Raw genomic sequence first — 15,499 nt, forward strand, 5'->3', positions numbered from 1 at the left:
GCCATATCCCTGAGCTGATCGCCACGTCACACGTCACACCTCCGCCCGGACCGCTCCTCGAACCCTCCGACGCCGTCGGCACTGCCACCAAAATGGCACATTGTGCCAATTGGCAGTCCATGCCACTATCGATGAGGACAGCCGTTTCCAGAACCGAAGGATGCCGTCATGTCCGACGCAGTCACCGTTCCCGAAGCCCCCATCCCCGACGCCCCGGTCGCCCGACGATTCGTCGACAAGGTGGTCCTGATCACCGGCGCCGCCCGCGGCCAGGGGCGCGCCGAGGCGGTCCGCTTCGCCGCCGAGGGCGCCGACATCATCGCGATCGACATCTGCCGCGATCTGCCGACGGTGCAGTACCCGGGCGCCACCCCGGAGGACCTCGAGGAGACCGCGCGGCTGGTCGAGAAGCACGGCCGGCGCGCGGTCACCCATATCGCCGATGTCAGCGACTTCTCCGCGCTGCAGGCCGCGATCACCGACGGTGTGCAGCAGCTCGGCGGCCTCGACGTCGTCATCGCCAACGCCGGGATGACGTCGGCGGCCCTGTCCTGGGATATCGACCTCGACCACTGGCACGCGACGATCGACAACAACCTCAACGGCGCCTTCTATACCGCGAAGATCACCGTGCCGATCCTGATCGAGCAGGCCCGCGGCGGCGCGATCATCTTCACCAGCTCGGTCGCCGGCCTGCGCGGTCTGCCGTTGCTGGGCGACTACGTCGCCGCCAAGCACGGGGTGACCGGCCTGGCCAAGACGCTCGCCAACGAGTTGGGGAAGTACCGGATCCGGGTCAACACCGTGCACCCGCACGGCGTCGCCACCGGGCTGACCGTCCCCGAGTTGCACGGGAAGATGGCCGAACGACCGGAGCTGGGGCTGCTGTTCATGGGATCGCTGCCGGACCAGACCAGTCAATCGGAGGACCTCGCCGCGGCGGTGGCCTGGTTGGCCTCGAACGAGGCGCGGCACGTCACCGGCATTCAACTCCCGGTGGACCTGGGGCGCACCAATCGATGAAAGTACTTCGCATCCGGTCGACTTCGGCCGGCCGGATGCGGATGTGGTAGGCAGCAGCATGCCCACCGACTCCGCGGCAAGCCCGCAGCCCGCACGGTTCGGGTTGCGGGAACGTGCCCGAAGCGCGCGGCGCGCGGCGATCATCCGCGCGGCCTTCGAACTCTTCGAGGACGCCGGCTTCGACGCGGTCACCGTCGCGGATATCTGTGCGCGCGCGGAGCTTTCGCCCCGCACCTTCTTCCGCTACTTCCCCAGCAAGGAAGACCTGCTGGACGAACCGGCCCGGCAGATGTACACCCGCCTCGCCGAGACGATCGCCGCCGCCGATCCCGCACAGCCGGACGCGCGGGTGATCACCGATGCGCTGATCGAACTGGGCGATCTGGTCCTCGGCGCCGACAATCACCTGCTCGCGTCGATCCGGATCGCGGAGGCCGCCGCATTCGAACAGTCCCGGTCGCTGGCCGGCTTCCTGCAGGTGGAGCGGGACCTGGCGATGTTGCTCGAACAGCGCCGGGGGACGGACGGGACGGCGATCCCGTCGTGGCGCACCCGACTGACCGCCGCGCGGGCGCTGACCGGCTATCGGGTGTGGCTCGACGACCTGCTCGCCGGGGTGCCCGATCCGCTCGGTCATCTGCGCGCGGTGCTGACCGCGGCCCTGTAGTCCCGGCACGAAACCGGGCCGGGGCGCCTCGCGAACGAGGGGGCCCGGGCCCCCGTGGGGCGGCGCTCAGGGCGCCGTGACCAGTCCGCTGCCGACGTCGACCGCCGGGAGCAGGAGCCGCTCGGACATCTCGGTGAGCGCCTTCCACAGCTCGACTCCCCGCTTGCCGTTGCGGATGTAGCCGACGAGCGGTCCGGGCGAGTCGACAGTGGTCATGGTCTGCTCCCCTCACGGGATGGATGCTGGGTCGAATGCCCCAAGACCCTTCGATTCTCGAATCACCCACCGCCGGCTACACGCGTACCGGCTACGCGAATCGGGCGTAGGCGACTACGGTTCGGGACCGGTGGCGGCGCAGATCCGCGTACCGTGGCGATACTCCATCGCAGAGAAGCCATGTGGCCGCGACGACAGGACCGTCCATGACCATCGAGCTTGTCGTCCTCGGTTCGGGGACCCCATTTCCCACCCCGTCGGCGCCGGCGTGCTCCGGCTATCTGCTGCGCTCCGGCTCCTCGACCGTGTGGGTGGACACCGGACCCGGCACACTGAGCAATCTCCTCGCGACCACCGATCTCGCGGCCGTCGACGCGATCTGGATATCGCATCTGCACGCCGATCACACCGCCGATCTCGTGCTCGCCCTCTACGCCCTCGACGACGGCGGCCTCGGCTCCGGCACGCCGGTACCGGTCCTGGCACCCGCCGGGCTGCGCGACCGCATCGCCGCCTTCCTCGGCAAGCCGCCGGTCGTCCTCGACCCGTTTCTGACCTTCCACGACCTGCGCGACGATGATCGGCACGTCATCGGTGGCCTCACCCTGCTGAGCCGCCGGGTCGACCACGGCGACGTGGAGGCCTACGCCCTGCGGGCCACCGACGCGGACGCCGCCGTCGCGTACACCGGCGACAGCCGGGCCTGCCCGGCGCTGTCGGCCATCGCCCGGGACGTCGATCTGCTTCTGGCGCAGGCCAACCACCTCGCACCCGAGGACGGCGCCCCACCGCCGGATGCCGATCGGGTCCATCTGTCGGCCGACGCCGCCGGCGACCTCGCCCACCGCGCGGGGGTACGGGCGCTCGTGATCACCCATATCGCGCCGCCGACATCGCCGGCCGCAGCGCTCGACCGCGCCGCGCGAGGATTCGACGGACCGATTCACATCGCCACGGCGCGATCGGTCGTCGCGACCGGATCGCTCGGCCGTTCGCGCCGCTGACACCCGGAGCCGGACAGGCCGGTCCAACGGTGACCGGTCGCCGTCAGCGGTAGAGGGACCGCCCGATACCCGCGGCCGCGGTGCGCAACGACGCCAGCAGTCGGGCCTTGTCCCGGCGCAGGTTGGGCACCACCACTCCGAGCGCCGCGGCCACGGGCGCGTCCGCGTCGACACCTTTGCGCACGGGGACGGCCAGCGAACAGGCGCCCGGCGACATCTCCTCGGTCGTGACGGCGTAGCCGTCGGCCCGCACCGCCTCGAGCTGGCCGCGCAGAATGTCCGGTCGCACGATGGTGCGCGGGGTCATCCGGGCGAGCGGGCGGGCGAGCACCTGCTCGATCACCTCGGCGGGGGCGTGGGCGAGCAGGACCTTGCCCACCCCGGTCGCGTGCATCGGCAATCGGGAACCGACGGTCGAGACGATCGGGATCGACACCCGACCGGAGATCCGTTCGACGTAGAGCACCCGGGTGTCGTCGCGCACGGCGAGATGGACCGTCGCCATCGTCGCGGTGTGGATGTCCTGCAGGAACGGTGTCGCCATCGCCCGGATGTCGGTGTGCACCGCCGCCAGGTTGCCCAGATCCCAGATGCGCGGCCCGATCACGTACGAGCCGTCGGCCGCGCGCTCCAACACACCCCCGGCGACCAACTCGGCGACCAGGCGATGTGCGGTGGGTAGCGCGAGGGCGGAGCGCTCGGCGATCCGGGTCAACGGCAGCCGGCGATGCCGCTCGTCGAAGGCGCCGAGGATGGCGACGATGCGCTGGGTGACCGAGGTCCCGGGTACGGCGGTATTGCCGGCCATGCGAATCCACTTCCGCTCAGCAGAAACATCGACGTGTTCAGGGTAACCTCGATCACCTACGGTCGCCCCTATGACTTCGCCCACCGTCCAGGCGGACATCACCGCCGAAATGACCACCCTCAGTGACAAGTACGCCGAGTCGATCGCGGCCGGCCTGCCCACCGAGACCATGCCGCGGCGCGATTACACCCCGTACCGCAGCAGCATTCTGCGCCATCCAACCAAGTCGCTGCACCACGCCGATCCCGAGGAGATCGAGCTGTGGGCGCCGTGCTTCGGCGTCCGGGATGTCGACCCGCTCGAGGCGGACCTGACGATCCAGCACGGCGGCGAACCGGTCGGCGAACGCATGGTCGTCACCGGTCGGGTCGTCGACGGCGAGGGTCGCCCGATCCGCCGCCAGCTGGTCGAGGTGTGGCAGGCGAACGCCGCCGGCCGCTACGTGCACAAGCGCGATCAGCATCCCGCCCCGATCGACCCCAACTTCACCGGCGTCGGCCGCTGCCTGACCGACGACGACGGCTGGTACCGCTTCACCACGATCAAGCCGGGCCCGTATCCGTGGCGCAATCACCTCAACGCCTGGCGGCCGGCCCACATCCACTTCAGCCTCTTCGGCACCGAGTTCACCCATCGGCTGGTCACCCAGATGTACTTCCCCGGCGACCCGCTGTTCGCCCTGGACCCGATCTACCAGTCGATCGTCGATCCGATCGCGCGCGACCGCCTGGTCGCCACCTACGACCACGATCTGACCAGCCCCGAATGGTCGACCGGATACCGCTGGGACATCGTGCTGACCGGCAGCCATCGCACCGTCCGCGAGTCGGACGTCGAGCACATCTGACCCACCGCTCCCCTGCGGCAGCCCCCGCAGTCCCCCCAATCCCCTTCGGCCCGTTCAGCCCACCGGCCGCACTCTTTCGCCCTCGACAGCCCCCTCACGAGGAGTTCGCATGTCCGCTCTCACCCCGACCCCCGCCCAGACGGTCGGCCCCTTCTTCCACTACGCCCTGCCGTTCGAAGGCGACCGCGATCTGGTCCCGGCGAGTTCGCCCGACGCGATCCGCCTCTTCGGCACCGTGACCGACGGCGCGGGCGATCCGATCCCCGACGCCCTGGTCGAGATCTGGCAGGCCAACCCGGACGGCTCGATCCCCCGCGAGCCGGGCAGCCTGCGCCGCAATGGCTTCGGGTTCACCGGATTCGGCCGCGCCTCCTCCGGCCGCGACGGCGTCTACTCGTTCTCCACCGTCCTGCCCGGCCCGACGTCCGCCGGCGCGGCGCCGTTCTTCGCGGTCACCGTCTTCGCTCGCGGGCTGCTGCATCGCCTCTTCACCCGCGCCTATCTGCCCGCCGGGGCGCCGGGCGCGACCGACGAGGCCCTGGCGGCCGATCGTCTGCTGGCCGCGCTCGAGCCGGCTCGCCGTGCCACCCTGATCGCGGCGGCCGAGCCGGGCGGCTATCGGTTCGATGTGCGGCTGCAGGGTGCGGACGAAACGGTATTCCTCAACTTCAACGGCGTCGGCACGGAAGACTGATCGGGTGGCGGACCTCTACTGGCCGGGCGACGAGCGCGCCGGGGATCTCTTCGGCGAGCGCGCCTTCCTCGACGCGATGGTGCGGATCGAGCAGACCTGGCTCGCGGCGCTGGTGGCCGCGAAGATCGCTCCCGCCGACGCGGCGGCGACCCTCTCGGAGGTGACCGACGACGCCGCGGACGCGGTGGCGGCCGGCGCCGAGGGCGGCGGCAACCCGGTGCTCGATCTGCTCGCGGTCCTGCGCGAGCAGCTGCGAGGCGAGGGCAACGAAGCGGCCGCGACCTGGCTGCATCGCGGCCTGACCAGCCAGGACGTCGTCGACACCGCGCTGGTGCTCTGCGCCGGCGAGGCGCTCGACCGGATCGGCGCGGACCTGGCGACGATCGCCGATCACCTCGGCGACCTGGCCGACGCGCATCGCGGCACCGTGATGGTCGGTCGCACCCTGACGCAGTACGCGGTGCCGATCACCTTCGGGCTCAAGGCCGCGTTCTGGCGGGCCGGGGTCCTCGACGCGATCGAGGAGGTCGACCGGGTGCGCGCCCGGCTGACCATTCAGGCCGGCGGCGCGGCCGGCACCCTCGCGGCGCTGGTCGAACTCGCCGACGGCGACCTCGACATCGCGGCGGGCGTCGTCGGCGATACCGCCCGCGACCTCGGGCTGCGGGCGGACGTGCCCTGGCACACCACCCGCACCCCGATCACCCGCATCGGGGACGCGTTGGCGACCGCCGCGCAGGCCTGCGGCCGGATCGCCACCGACGTGCTCACCCTCGCCCGCCCCGAGGTCGGCGAACTCGCCGAACCGGCCGGCGTCGGGCGCGGCGGCTCGTCGACGATGCCACAGAAGCGGAATCCCGTACTGTCGGTGCTGATTCGGCGCGCGGCCCTGACCACGCCGAATCTCGCAGCGACCCTGCACACCGCCGCCGCGCTGGCGGACGACGAACGTCCCGACGGCGCCTGGCATGCCGAGTGGCCGACGCTGCGGGATCTGGCCCGCCGCACGGCGGTCGCGGCCTCGCAGACCGCCGAGGTGACCGGCGGTCTCGTCGTCGACGTCGCGACGATGGCGCGGCGGGCGACGGAGGCCGACGGCCTGCTCGCCGAACGCGCGTCGATGCGCCGGCTGCTCGGCCGCGAGACTCCCGCCGGGGACACGGACGATCCGCGCGTCTACCTCGGCCTGACCGATTCGTTCATCGACGCCGTAGCCCGGCGGTCCGACCCGGACCGCACCGGCGTCCCCACCGACGCACCGAGGAGTGCCCGATGACCATTCCGGAGATCCATACCGTGGCGCTGACCCGCGCCGACGGACCCGTCCTGGTGGTGGGGCCGTCGCTGGGCACCTCGGTCACCGCGCTCTGGGAGACCGTCGCCGATCGGCTGCCCGGCTACCGCGTGATCGGCTGGGATCTGCCCGGCCACGGAGTCGCGCCCGCCCCGACCGCGCCGTTCACGATGGCCGAACTCGCCGCCGGCGTGCTCGCCGCGGTCGACAAGGAGATCGGCTCCGCCGTCCGGTGGTCCTATGCCGGGGTCTCGGTCGGCGGTGCGGTCGGGCTGCAACTGCTGCTCGACGCGCCCGACCGGATAGCGGCCGCGGCCCTGGTGTGCACCGGCGCCCGGATCGGCGAGCCCGACGGCTGGACCGGGCGGGCCGAGCGCGTGGCCGCCGAGGGGATCGACTCGATGGTCGACGGATCGCGGGAGCGGTGGTTCGCCCCCGGCTTCGTCGACCGCAATCCGCTGCGCGCGCAAGCCCTTCTGGATGCGCTGCGGGGCACCGACGTCGACGGCTATCGCTTCGTCTGCGGCGCCCTGGCCGGCTTCGACGTGCGCGACCGGCTGGCGGAGATCTCGACTCCGGTCCTGGCGATCGCCGGGCGCGACGACCTCCCCACCCCGCCGGCGAGTCTGGAAGCGATCGCCTCCGGGGTGGTCGACGGCCGGCTGGAGGTGCTCGACGGGGTCGCCCATCTCGCTCCGGCGGAGGATCCCGAGACGGTCGCCCGGCTGCTCGACGGCTTCCTGTCCGCCGCGGGTCGCGATCCGGGGACCGCCGCCGCCCCGATCACCGATGCGACCACGATCGGCCAACAGCGCGCGGCCGGCATGGTGGTGCGGCGGGAGGTGCTCGGCGACGCCCACGTCGATCGGGCGACCGCGGCGGCGACCGGGTTCACCACCGACTTCCAGGAGATGATCACCCAGTACGCGTGGGGCGGTATCTGGACGCGCCCCGGCCTCGATCGGCGCTCACGGTCGTTGATCACCCTGACCGCTCTGGTCGCCCGCGGCCATCACGACGAGTTGGCGATGCACGTGCGGTCGGCGATCGGCAACGGCCTGACCCCCGACGAGTTGAAGGAGGTCTTCCTCCAGACCGCGATCTATTGTGGGGTTCCCGACGCGAACATCGCGTTCCGGGTCGCGCAGAAGGTGCTGATGGACATGGGTATCGATCTCGGATGACGGAGGCGCCGGCACCGGTCGAGTCGATCCAGTCGCTGACCCGCGGGTTGGCGGTGATCCGCGCCTTCGACGCCGAGCACGCGTCGATGACCCTCGCCGACGTCGCCCGGCGCACCGGCCTCTCGCGAGCCACGGTGCGCCGGGTGCTCGCGACGCTGGTGGCCGAGGGGTACGCAGTGGGCGACGACGGACAGTTCCGGCTGCGCCCGCGCATCCTCGAGCTCGGCTTCGCCTATCTGTCGGCTCTCGGGCTGCCGGCGGTGGCGCAACCGCACCTCGAGGAGTTGTCCCGGCGGGTGGAGGAATCGACCTCGCTGGCGGTGCTCGACGGCCCGGACATCGTCTACGTCGCGCGGGTGGCGACCCGGCGGATCATGAGCGTGCAGATCACCGTCGGGACCCGGTTTCCCGCCTACGCGACGTCGATGGGGCGGGTGCTGCTGGCGGGGCTGCCGGACGACGCCCTGACCGACTATCTCGCCCGCGCGGAGATCTCCCCGCGCACGCCCGGCGCGATCGGTGACGCCGACACCTTGCGAAAAACCTTGGATACCGTGCGATCCCGCGGTTGGGCCGCGGTGGATCAGGAACTCGAACGCGGCCTGCGGTCGATCGCCGCTCCCGTCCTGGACGGGACCGGCGCGACGGTCGCGGCGGTCAACGTCTCGACCACGGTCGCCGGCGATCGGGAGCTGGCCGACGACCTGCTGCCGGACCTGCTCGCCTGCACCCGGGCGATCACCGCCGACCTGCCGGTGCCCGCCTCCGCTCCCCCACGGGGCGCCTGACCCCGTTCATCCGCGAGACCACCGCGGCTTTGCCTCTTGTCGGCGGGCATCCGCACGCCGTAAACTTGGTTCGTATAGCGAACCTACGTTCGCATAGCGAACACTAGGAGTTGATATGTCGGATTCGCTCGACACCTACCTCTACGCCGCCGTCCGCACTCCCTTCGGGAAGTTCAACGGCAGCCTCGCCTCGGTGCGGCCGGACGACCTCGCCGCCCACGTGCTGCAGGCGCTGCTCGAACGCGTCCCGCAGCTCGATCCCGCCGCGGTCGGCGAGGTCTACCTGGGCAACGCCAACGGTGCGGGCGAGGACAACCGCAATGTCGGTCGCATGGCCTGGCTGCTGGCGGGCTACCCCGTCGAGACCCCGGCGACGTCGATCAACCGGCTCTGCGGCTCGAGCCTCGACGCGACGATCCAGGCGTCCCGCGCCCTCGCCTCCGGCGACCTGGGCGCCGACGGCATCGCGGTCGCCGGCGGTGTCGAGTCGATGACCCGCGCCCCCTGGGTGCTGCCGAAGTCCGACCGCCCCTTCCCCGCCGGCGACGTGACCGCCGTGTCGACCACCCTGGGCTGGCGGCTGGTCAACCCGAAGATGCCCGCGGAGTGGACCGTCTCCCTCGGCGAGGCCAACGAGCAACTGCAGGAGCGGTTCTCGATCTCGCGGGAGCGCCAGGACGAGTTCGCCGCCCGCTCCCACCGGCTCGCCGCCGCGGCCTGGGAGGACGGCTTCTACGACGCTATGGTCACCCCGGTCAAGGTGGCGACCCGCAAGGCGAGCACCGTGGTCGATCGGGACGAGGGCATCCGCCCGGATACGACGGTCGACACCCTCGCCGGCCTGCGGCCCGCCTTTCGCCCGGACGGCACGATCACCGCCGGCAACGCCTCCCCGCTCTCCGACGGCGCCGGCGCCCTGCTGGTGGGCACCGCGGCCGCCGCCGGTCGCATCGGCACCGACCCGCTCGCCCGGATCGCCGGCCGCGCGGCCTCCGCCCTCGAACCGCAGTCCTTCGGCTTCGCGCCGGTCGAGGCGGCCAATCGCGCGCTGGCGCAGGCCGGTATCTCCTGGTCGGACGTCGGCGCGGTCGAGGTCAACGAGGCCTTCGCCGTCCAGTCCCTCGCCTGCGTCGACGCGTGGTCGCAGCTGGGCCTGCGGGACCCGGAGATCGTCAACACCCGCGGCGGCGCGATCGCCCTGGGCCACCCCCTGGGCGCATCGGGTACCCGCATCATCGGCACCCTGGCCGCCGTCCTGCGCGAGCGCGGGGAGCGCTGGGGAGTGGCCGCCATCTGCATCGGCGTCGGCCAGGCCCTCGCCATCGTTCTGGAGAACACCGACCTCGAGGGAGCAGCGGCATGACCACCTTCCACTCCGACCCGCGCGACGCGGTCGCGTCGATCGCCGACGGCGCCACCGTCCTGGTCGGCGGATTCGGCATGGCGGGGATGCCCGTCACGCTGATCGACGCGCTGATCGACCACGGCGCAACCGATCTGACGATCGTGTCGAACAACGCCGGCAACGGCGACACCGGTCTGGCCGCCCTGCTCGACGCCGGCCGCGTCCGCAAGGTGATCTGTTCCTTTCCCCGCCAGCACGATTCCTGGGTCTTCGACCGGCTCTACCGGGAGGGCCGGATCGAGCTCGAGGTCGTCCCGCAGGGCAACCTCGCCGAGCGGATGCGCGCGGCCGGTGCCGGGATCGGCGCCTTCTTCTGCCCCACCGGCGTCGGCACCCTGCTGACCGAGGGCAAGGAGGAGCGCGAGATCGACGGGCGGACGTACGTGCTCGAGTACCCGATCCGCGGCGACGTGGCCCTGATCGGCGCCCACGCCTCCGATGGCCTGGGAAATCTCGTGTACCACAAGACCGCCCGCAATTTCGGGCCGGTGATGGCCACCGCGGCGACCACGACGATCGTCGAGGTGACCGAGGTGGTCCCCACCGGCTCGCTCGATCCGGAGTCCGTGGTGACACCGTGCATCTACGTCGATCACGTCCTCGATCTGTCCGCCCAGCCCGCCCGCACCGTTACGGAGGTCGCGTCGTGACCACTCTCGTCCGCCCCGATTCCACCGTCGAGCACACCGATCGCGGACCGCTCGACAAGCACGAGATCGCCGCGCTGATCGCCGGCCACATCCCGCACGGATCGTTCGTCAATCTCGGTATCGGCCAGCCCACGCTGGTCGCCGATCACCTGACCGCCGAGCACGGCGTCATCCTGCACACCGAGAACGGCATGCTCAACATGGGCCCGGCCGCGGTCGGTGACGATATCGACCCGGATCTGACGAACGCGGGAAAGATCCCGGTAACCGAGTTGCCGGGGGCCTCCTACTTCCACCACGCCGATTCGTTCGCCATGATGCGCGGCGGCCATCTCGACGTCTGCGTCCTCGGCGCCTATCAGGTCTCCCAGAACGGTGACCTGGCCAATTGGCATACCGGCAAGCCCGACGCGATCCCCGCCGTCGGCGGCGCGATGGATCTGGCGATCGGCGCCAAGGACGTCTTCGTGATGATGACCCTGTTCACCAAGGACGGCACCGCCAAGCTGACCCCGGCGTGCACCTATCCGCTGACCGGCCGCGGCTGCGTCAGCCGGATCTACACCGACTACGCCGTCTTCTCGGTCGGGCCGAACGGCGCCACCGTGCTCGAGACCTTCGGCATCTCCGTCGACGAATTGCGCGGACGGGTCGAGGTCGAGTTGACGACGATCTGAACCCGACCCGACCAGGGCCGGGGCGTTCACATGCCCTGGTCACCGGTCCACTCGTTGCCGTGGGCGGTCGAATGGGAGCGCGAGGTCGCCCCCCTGGTCGCCGCCGGGCTGAGCAACAGGAAGATCGCCGAACGCCTGGTGATCTCGGTGCGCACCGCCGAGGGGCACGTCCTGCACGCCTGCCTCAAGCTGGGCGTCAGCGATCGTCGGGCGTTGGCCGCCTTTCTTCGTGGCGGATCCGGCCCGTCGTGGATCCGGCGGTCCGCGACGGCCCTCGCGACGGCCCTGCGGCAGCCGAACGGCGCTGCTAAGCCCGGGCCGCGCGCGGGCGTCACGGCGTGGAGACCGGGGCGAGCAACATGCCGGTGATCGCATCGCAGAGAAAGTCGGCCACCCTCGGCCAGGTGGCATCGGTGGTCCCGAGTTCCATCCGGGCCTCCACCTCCGCGCAGGTCGACGTGATGATCTTGACCATCAGGCCGGCGCGGGCCCGCACCACCCACACCGGGAGATCGGTGAGCCGATCTCGCACCGAGTAGACGATCCGCGTCGCCGCCGGTGCCGCGTCGCCCATGTCGAGCAGCAGCCGCGCGGTCGCCGGATCGTGGACCGCCAGATCCATGAACCGGGCGCGCCAACTCGGTACCGGCTGCTGCGCCAATTGGTCCGTCACCGGCACCACCAGACTCCGAACGTCGTCGAGCAGGGACTCCGAGCGCTCGTGACGTGCGCTGCGCATCTCGTCGACGTCGACCAGTTGCCGCTGTAACAGCGCCCGCAGCAGGCCTTCCCGACCGCCGAAGTGGTACCGCACCGCGGAGTTGTTGGCATTGCCTGCCTCCTCGGCGATCCGCCGATCGGAGACGCGGGCGATCCCGTCCTGCGAAAAGAGCCGCTCGGCGGTATCCAACAGCGCCTGCGCACCCTGCGACCGTGTGGCGACCATCCTCACCCTTCCCACTCGGAGGTGATTCTTCCAACTCCGATCGACCGAGGCCCAATTAAGGCATGTGCCTTACAGTGGATTCGGACGGGGATCTCCGCGGCATCGACGCCACCCCTCGTCAGCAGGACCGTCCCGACCGTCGTCGCGAATCACCTCCTTACCGCAAGGACATACCCATGCAGACCGCCCCGCCGTCCACCGATCAGCCGGCGGCCCCGCCGCAGGAGGACCGCAAGGCCCGCATCGCCCGCTACGTCGCCCTGTTCGTCATGCCCTTCCTCATGGTCACCATGATGTTCGCGACGTACGTCGGCACGATGCACTCGCCGCAACCGCACGACCTGCCGATCGCGGTCGTCGGGGTCGGACCCGCCGCGCAAGCGACCGCCGACGGCCTGGCCGCGGCCGCCGGCGACGCCGTCGATGTGCGGATGGTCGCGACGACCGGTGAGGTCGAGAATCTGCTGCGCAGCCAGGACATCGCCGGCGCGCTCGAGGTGCCCGCCACCGATGCGGGGGTCGCGACGATCTGGACCGCGTCGGCGAGCGGTGCGTCGCAGGCCACGACGGTCCAACAACTGTTGGCCCCCGTCGTACTGGGCAGCGGCTGGTCGACGGATCTGCACGACGTCGCTCCGCTGCCGGAGGGTGACACCTCCGGAACGGCGGCATTGTTCGGCGCGATGGGCATGATGCTGGCCGGGTACGTGCCGCTGAGCCTGCTGATGATGTCGTTGCCGCACCTGCTGACCCTGCGCCGGTTCCTCCCGCTCGCCGCCGCCTGGGGCGCGGGCGTCGGCTCGCTGATCTGGCTGATCCTCGGTCCGATCGTCGGGGCGGTCGACGGCCACTTCGTGACCTTCCTCGGCGTCGGCACCCTCGCCGTCGTATCCGTGGGTCTGACCCAACTGCTGTTCACCAAGCTGATGGGTCCGCTGGCCGTCCTGCTCGGCATGTTGCTGTACGTCGTCTTCGGGATGCCCGCGTCCAACCTGGCGCTGTCGATTCACGTGATGCCGGGCTTCTTCCGGTTCCTGCACGGCGTGCTGCCGCTGCCGGCGGCGGGTGAGGCCCTGCGCTCGTTCCTCTACTTCGACGGTGTGGGCGCCGGACGTCATATCTGGGTCCTGGTCATCTGGGCGGTCGCCGCGGCCGTGCTGTGCGCGGTGAAGGAGCGGCTCTCCGGTACCGCGATCCCGACCGCCCCGGACGACTCCGACCCCGACGTCCCACTGCCCGCGTTGGCCGGTGGACCGCTGCGTTCCAAGCGATTCCGCATGGTTGTGGTGGCGGCGTTCCCGCTGTCGATCGTGGTGATGGTCGTCGGGGTGATGGGCTTCTCGCTGCATCGCCCCGAGGTCCACGATCTGCCGGTCGCGGTGGTGGCCGCAAGCCCCGCACAGGCCGAACAGACCGTCGATGCGATGGCGCCGGCGATGGCCGGGGTGCTCGATCTGCAACCGGTGTCGTCGATGGACGAGGCGATCCAGTTGGTGCAGACCCAGCAGATCGTCGCCATCTACGAGCTTCCGATGGCGGCCGATGCGCCGGCGACGCTGTACACCTCCGCCGGCGCCGGGGTCAGCCAGCAGTCCGCCGTCCAGGCGATCTTCAATCGGATCGCCGCCCAGCAGGGCACCTCCGTCCAGTTGACCGACCTGACGCCGCTGACCCCGAACGACACGATGGGCAGCAACAGCCTGTACGTGGGCATGTCCTGGGTGATGGCCGGCTTCCTGATGCTCGCCGTGCTGCGCGGCGGGGCGCCGGAGCTGACCCGGTTCCGCCAGTTCCTGCCGCTGCTCGCCGGGTGGGCGATCGGCATGTCGGTCTGGCTGTGGTTGCTGATCGACGTGATCATCGGCGCGGTGAGCATCAACCCGTTCGCGATGATCGGGCTCGGCGCGCTGACGATCTTCTCGATGTCGGCGGTGACCGCCGTTTTCACCCGAACGTTGGGTCTGGCCGCGATCGTGCCGGTGATGGTGATCCTGATGTTGGCCGGTGTGCCCGCGTCGGGCGGCGGCCTGTCGATCTACATGGTTCCGGAGTTCTTCCGACCCCTGCAGAACGTGCTGCCGCTGCCGGCGGCGGTCGACTCGGCCCGCTCGCTGGTCTACTTCGACGGCGATGGCGTCTGGACCAATGTGTTGGTGATCGCGGTGTGGGGCGCGATCGGACTCGCCCTCAACCGGGTGATCGACCGGATGCAGGGCCGCCGGGTCGGCGCCACGCGGATCGCATCGCAGTCGTCGTTGGAGTCGTCGGCGGGGCCGGGGTCGTCGGCGGGGCCGGGGTCGTCGGCGGGATCGGGGACCGAGTCGGGGGCGGAGTCGGAGCCGGCGGTATTGGTCCCGACCGCTCCCGATCGGACGGCCGAGGGTGATACCGCGCCCACCACCGAGGCGAAGGCCGCCGAAGGGCGCACCACCGACCCGACGTAGACCCTCTCCCCCGCGGCGGGACCGGTCGACCGAACGCCCACGGGCGCCCGGTCCCGGCCTCGCCGCCTGCCTCACCGGCACCTCACGCCCGGCGCCCACCTGGAGTCGGATGTAACACCGCGAGCTCCGCGCGCGACTACTCGGTATCAGCGCTCCAACGAGATACCGAGGAGACATGATGGTGACCCACAAGCGATTTCATGGTTCTCTGCCGGCGATGCTGGGCGGCCTGGCCGTGGCGGGACTGGTCCTGACCGGCTGCGGTTCGACCGACACCGCGGCCACGTCGACCACCACCCCCTCCACGACGGCATCCGAAGCATCGACGTCCCTACCGACCACCGGCGACGCCGTTCCGCCCGCCGCCGGCTCCTCCGGCTCCTCCGGCTCCGAGCTGTCTCCCGGATCGGATACCCCTGCCGCTTCCGATACCCCAGCCGCTTCCGAGAGCGCCGCCGCATCCGAGGCCGAGTCCCCCACCGCCGACACCCCCGCGGCTTCGGCGCCCTGTCCCGGCGCGGACGACCTGCGGCGGGCCGCCGAGGCGGACGCGATCAGCGCAAGCCTCACCCCACCGATCGATTTCGGCGCGCCGACCTGCGCCGGCGACTGGGCCATCGCGCAGACCCCGCAGTGGGCCATCGCCGATCCCAGCCGCAATGTGCAGCCCGCCCGGGTCCTCTTCCGCTATTCCGCCGGCGCGTGGACTCCGGTCACCCTCGGCTCCGCTATCGACTGCGTCAGCCAGGGCGTCCCGCCCGAGGTGGCCGCCCAACTCGGCTGCGGCGGTTGACGGAAACTATTGCGAACGGCCGAGATCCGGCTCGGCACGCAGGGATTCCGCGTCGATGA

Annotated in this window: 17 protein-coding genes; 14 read left to right on the forward strand and 3 right to left on the reverse strand. The window is 71.0% G+C overall.

Going from position 1 to position 15,499, the window contains the following annotated elements; genetic code table 11:
* Nucleotides 1-168: 168 nt before the first annotated feature.
* Both MB1_RS19300 and MB1_RS19305 read left to right on the forward strand, forming a co-directional pair.
* On the forward strand, nucleotides 169-1,023 hold the full coding sequence (locus MB1_RS19300; protein WP_066911223.1) for a mycofactocin-coupled SDR family oxidoreductase: 855 nt from the start codon (nucleotides 169-171) through the stop codon (nucleotides 1,021-1,023).
* Nucleotides 1,024-1,081: 58 nt separating this feature from the next.
* Nucleotides 1,082-1,690, forward strand: a complete 609-nt coding sequence (locus tag MB1_RS19305) for a TetR/AcrR family transcriptional regulator (RefSeq protein WP_084352216.1) — start codon at nucleotides 1,082-1,084, stop codon at nucleotides 1,688-1,690.
* Between the two features lie 66 nt (nucleotides 1,691-1,756).
* On the opposite strand, the gene MB1_RS25745 is transcribed toward MB1_RS19305, so the two are convergent.
* On the reverse strand, nucleotides 1,757-1,906 hold the full coding sequence (locus MB1_RS25745) for a hypothetical protein (protein WP_157084166.1): 150 nt from the start codon (nucleotides 1,904-1,906) through the stop codon (nucleotides 1,757-1,759).
* A gap of 206 nt (nucleotides 1,907-2,112) precedes the next feature.
* On the opposite strand from MB1_RS25745, the gene MB1_RS19310 reads away from it, so the two are divergent.
* Entirely contained in the window at nucleotides 2,113-2,910 is a 798-nt protein-coding gene (locus MB1_RS19310) for an MBL fold metallo-hydrolase (protein ID WP_066911229.1), read from the forward strand.
* A 43-nt stretch (nucleotides 2,911-2,953) separates the two neighbouring features.
* Here MB1_RS19310 and MB1_RS19315 read toward each other — a convergent pair whose 3' ends face one another.
* Nucleotides 2,954-3,718, reverse strand: a complete 765-nt coding sequence (locus tag MB1_RS19315) for an IclR family transcriptional regulator (RefSeq protein WP_066911232.1) — start codon at nucleotides 3,716-3,718, stop codon at nucleotides 2,954-2,956.
* A 70-nt stretch (nucleotides 3,719-3,788) separates the two neighbouring features.
* On the opposite strand from MB1_RS19315, the gene pcaH reads away from it, so the two are divergent.
* The 9 genes from pcaH (at nucleotide 3,789) to MB1_RS27045 (ending at nucleotide 11,626) form a co-directional block, all read left to right on the forward strand.
* The gene (gene pcaH / locus MB1_RS19320) at nucleotides 3,789-4,565 is read left to right on the forward strand and encodes a protocatechuate 3,4-dioxygenase subunit beta (RefSeq protein WP_066911235.1); all 777 of its coding nucleotides are present in this window, start codon (nucleotides 3,789-3,791) and stop codon (nucleotides 4,563-4,565) included.
* A 109-nt stretch (nucleotides 4,566-4,674) separates the two neighbouring features.
* Complete coding sequence (gene pcaG, locus MB1_RS19325) at nucleotides 4,675-5,259, forward strand: protocatechuate 3,4-dioxygenase subunit alpha (protein ID WP_066911238.1); 585 nt, start codon at nucleotides 4,675-4,677, stop codon at nucleotides 5,257-5,259.
* A 4-nt stretch (nucleotides 5,260-5,263) separates the two neighbouring features.
* On the forward strand, nucleotides 5,264-6,535 hold the full coding sequence (locus MB1_RS19330) for a lyase family protein (protein WP_066911241.1): 1,272 nt from the start codon (nucleotides 5,264-5,266) through the stop codon (nucleotides 6,533-6,535).
* Complete coding sequence (pcaDC, locus tag MB1_RS19335; protein ID WP_066911244.1) at nucleotides 6,532-7,737, forward strand: bifunctional 3-oxoadipate enol-lactonase/4-carboxymuconolactone decarboxylase PcaDC; 1,206 nt, start codon at nucleotides 6,532-6,534, stop codon at nucleotides 7,735-7,737. The genes MB1_RS19330 and pcaDC overlap by 4 nt, the downstream gene beginning before the upstream one ends.
* A complete protein-coding gene (locus MB1_RS19340) occupies nucleotides 7,734-8,525 on the forward strand; it encodes an IclR family transcriptional regulator domain-containing protein (RefSeq protein WP_066911247.1) in 792 nt (263 codons plus the stop codon). Before pcaDC ends, MB1_RS19340 begins: the two co-directional genes overlap by 4 nt.
* A 115-nt stretch (nucleotides 8,526-8,640) precedes the next feature.
* Complete coding sequence (locus tag MB1_RS19345) at nucleotides 8,641-9,888, forward strand: thiolase family protein (RefSeq protein WP_066911250.1); 1,248 nt, start codon at nucleotides 8,641-8,643, stop codon at nucleotides 9,886-9,888.
* Nucleotides 9,885-10,580, forward strand: coding sequence for a 3-oxoacid CoA-transferase subunit A (locus MB1_RS19350; RefSeq protein ID WP_066911253.1), 696 nt, complete (start codon nucleotides 9,885-9,887; stop codon nucleotides 10,578-10,580). Before MB1_RS19345 ends, MB1_RS19350 begins: the two co-directional genes overlap by 4 nt.
* A complete protein-coding gene (locus MB1_RS19355; protein WP_066911256.1) occupies nucleotides 10,577-11,257 on the forward strand; it encodes a 3-oxoacid CoA-transferase subunit B in 681 nt (226 codons plus the stop codon). Before MB1_RS19350 ends, MB1_RS19355 begins: the two co-directional genes overlap by 4 nt.
* Nucleotides 11,258-11,287: 30 nt before the next feature.
* Nucleotides 11,288-11,626 carry a response regulator transcription factor gene (locus MB1_RS27045; RefSeq protein ID WP_084352217.1) on the forward strand — a complete coding sequence of 113 codons (339 nt, stop codon included), beginning with the start codon at nucleotides 11,288-11,290 and terminating at the stop codon, nucleotides 11,624-11,626.
* On the opposite strand, the gene MB1_RS19360 is transcribed toward MB1_RS27045, so the two are convergent.
* Complete coding sequence (locus MB1_RS19360) at nucleotides 11,589-12,203, reverse strand: TetR/AcrR family transcriptional regulator (protein WP_066911259.1); 615 nt, start codon at nucleotides 12,201-12,203, stop codon at nucleotides 11,589-11,591. The two genes, MB1_RS27045 and MB1_RS19360, sit on opposite strands and share 38 nt — an antisense overlap.
* A gap of 176 nt (nucleotides 12,204-12,379) precedes the next feature.
* On the opposite strand from MB1_RS19360, the gene MB1_RS19365 reads away from it, so the two are divergent.
* Together MB1_RS19365 and MB1_RS19370 are read left to right on the forward strand one after the other, a co-directional pair.
* On the forward strand, nucleotides 12,380-14,647 hold the full coding sequence (locus MB1_RS19365) for an ABC-2 transporter permease (RefSeq protein WP_066911262.1): 2,268 nt from the start codon (nucleotides 12,380-12,382) through the stop codon (nucleotides 14,645-14,647).
* A gap of 178 nt (nucleotides 14,648-14,825) precedes the next feature.
* Nucleotides 14,826-15,440, forward strand: coding sequence for a hypothetical protein (locus MB1_RS19370; RefSeq protein ID WP_157084167.1), 615 nt, complete (start codon nucleotides 14,826-14,828; stop codon nucleotides 15,438-15,440).
* The last annotated feature ends 59 nt before the right edge of the window (nucleotides 15,441-15,499 follow it).

The sequence above is a fragment of the Millisia brevis NBRC 105863 genome (assembly GCF_001552615.1).
Lineage (GTDB): Bacteria > Actinomycetota > Actinomycetes > Mycobacteriales > Mycobacteriaceae > Millisia > Millisia brevis.

Bases quoted from the DNA above. Each gene is read 5' to 3' on its own strand.
- MB1_RS19360 (WP_066911259.1), bottom strand. From the start codon at position 12,203: ATGGTCGCCACACGGTCGCAGGGTGCGCAGGCGCTGTTGGATACCGCC.
- MB1_RS27045 (WP_084352217.1), top strand. From the start codon at position 11,288: ATGCCCTGGTCACCGGTCCACTCGTTGCCGTGGGCGGTCGAATGGGAG.
- MB1_RS25745 (WP_157084166.1), bottom strand. From the start codon at position 1,906: ATGACCACTGTCGACTCGCCCGGACCGCTCGTCGGCTACATCCGCAAC.
- pcaG (WP_066911238.1), top strand. From the start codon at position 4,675: ATGTCCGCTCTCACCCCGACCCCCGCCCAGACGGTCGGCCCCTTCTTC.
- pcaDC (WP_066911244.1), top strand. From the start codon at position 6,532: ATGACCATTCCGGAGATCCATACCGTGGCGCTGACCCGCGCCGACGGA.
- MB1_RS19370 (WP_157084167.1), top strand. From the start codon at position 14,826: ATGGTGACCCACAAGCGATTTCATGGTTCTCTGCCGGCGATGCTGGGC.
- MB1_RS19340 (WP_066911247.1), top strand. From the start codon at position 7,734: ATGACGGAGGCGCCGGCACCGGTCGAGTCGATCCAGTCGCTGACCCGC.
- MB1_RS19315 (WP_066911232.1), bottom strand. From the start codon at position 3,718: ATGGCCGGCAATACCGCCGTACCCGGGACCTCGGTCACCCAGCGCATC.
- MB1_RS19310 (WP_066911229.1), top strand. From the start codon at position 2,113: ATGACCATCGAGCTTGTCGTCCTCGGTTCGGGGACCCCATTTCCCACC.
- MB1_RS19350 (WP_066911253.1), top strand. From the start codon at position 9,885: ATGACCACCTTCCACTCCGACCCGCGCGACGCGGTCGCGTCGATCGCC.
- MB1_RS19365 (WP_066911262.1), top strand. From the start codon at position 12,380: ATGCAGACCGCCCCGCCGTCCACCGATCAGCCGGCGGCCCCGCCGCAG.
- MB1_RS19305 (WP_084352216.1), top strand. From the start codon at position 1,082: ATGCCCACCGACTCCGCGGCAAGCCCGCAGCCCGCACGGTTCGGGTTG.
- pcaH (WP_066911235.1), top strand. From the start codon at position 3,789: ATGACTTCGCCCACCGTCCAGGCGGACATCACCGCCGAAATGACCACC.
- MB1_RS19300 (WP_066911223.1), top strand. From the start codon at position 169: ATGTCCGACGCAGTCACCGTTCCCGAAGCCCCCATCCCCGACGCCCCG.
- MB1_RS19345 (WP_066911250.1), top strand. From the start codon at position 8,641: ATGTCGGATTCGCTCGACACCTACCTCTACGCCGCCGTCCGCACTCCC.